At 40.3% G+C, this 1,497-nt stretch carries 2 protein-coding genes; both read right to left on the reverse strand.

Annotation, left to right across the window (positions count from 1 at the left end; translation table 11 throughout):
- Positions 1-695 (reverse strand): DUF1499 domain-containing protein (locus tag CAN34_RS13645; RefSeq protein WP_089556103.1); only part of this gene is annotated, 695 nt, incomplete at its 3' end.
- Positions 696-707: 12 nt separating this feature from the next.
- Positions 708-1,406, reverse strand: a complete 699-nt coding sequence (tmpT, locus tag CAN34_RS13650; protein ID WP_254423198.1) for a thiopurine S-methyltransferase — start codon at positions 1,404-1,406, stop codon at positions 708-710.
- Between the last annotated feature and the right edge of the window lie 91 nt (positions 1,407-1,497).

The following is a 1,497-nucleotide window of genomic DNA, read 5'->3' on the forward strand; positions in this document are numbered from 1 at the left end:
TCCAACTCATTAATAAAATCATGAATACGCTCTGCATTTTTACCCAAATCACTGCCACCAACCCGTGATTTACTGCGAATATCTAGCAGACGCTCGTTACCATTATCATTGATACGTATCACCACATCATCTTTAAAACCAAACCACGCCGTAGTATCCGTTGCTTCAACAATACCTTCGCTAGTATCAGTATTTACTAATTCCCAGCCTAAATTTTTGGCTACTTGTTCAACAGCACTTACTAATTCAGCTTTTGATTGTGAATAGCTAAGTGTTTTTAGTTCTGGATAGCCTTGACGTTGTTGCGCAGCAGTTGCTTCACCAGCGTAGGCGACTGGGTTTGGTGCATCAGCGCGTAGTGGGGCGATAGCTACAAACTCGGGTGGGTTAATTAAGTCAGTTGAAATATCATGAATGGGCGGTACGCTTTTACCCTTGCTTAGCATACCAAGTGGCAATCCGATAGCAACCATGGACAACACAACGGTGATCGCCACACTGGCCATTGTTAGCGTCTTTCGCTTGAATATAACTTGTAATATGAGCAATACAAGCGCTGCAATAGCGGTAAATATTCCATATTTGAATCCTGCAAACACCGTAGCTAATTCAATAATGCCATATTTATAAAGCGGCCCTGTCAATACTACTAACAAGAAAGCAATTAGACTGACGAAGCTCACTAAGATTTTCATTAGATTTCTCGCTTACTGTTTATTCAACAACCAAACACACTCTTTTACTGCCAAATCTGGCGCTGCATTCAGAGTAGATTGTTCACTTTCAAGCTCAGTAATTTGATAGTGGCTGGTATAGTACTGCTTAATTTGCTCATTACTGATCGAAAATGGTGGGCCATTCCGTTCATTTTGATCGTAATTGAGCGTCAGCAATAGTTGTGCGGTATAACCACTCAATTGCTGAACTTGTTCGCAATATTTTGGGCGCAACTCTGTGGGCATAGCTATGAGTGCGGCTCTATCGTATACCGCATCGATATTACCAATATCCTCTGGCGTCAGTGCAAAAATGTCGGTAACCCATAACGCTATCGTTTGACCTGAAACTACACCTTTATAGCATTTAGCATCTAAACTATGCTCATGTTCAATTATTGTAGGTGAGATGCCTTGTTCAATAAAAAACTCTTGTACGGCGGATTCGACTAATTCAATACCTACAACGTTGTAGCCTTGTTTTGCTAGCCATAGCATGTCAATTGATTTACCACATAAAGGTACAAAGACCCGGCTACCTGCTGGCAAGTCCAAAGTGGAAAAGTATTTAATCAATAATGGATTGACCTCCGGTTGATTAAACCCAATTCGCTTGTTCTGCCAACGTTCTTGCCAAAATTCAGGATTCATATTATTACCTTTATTAATGATATTTTTGGTGTCAGGCATCTTCTGTTTCGTACACCTTTACAGTTACTTGTCTTTTTCCAATCTACGTTAATACTAACCTTAATAGTAGCCGATAAAAAGGCCAAGCATA

The organism is Psychrobacter sp. DAB_AL32B (genome assembly GCF_002224105.1).
GTDB lineage: Bacteria > Pseudomonadota > Gammaproteobacteria > Pseudomonadales > Moraxellaceae > Psychrobacter.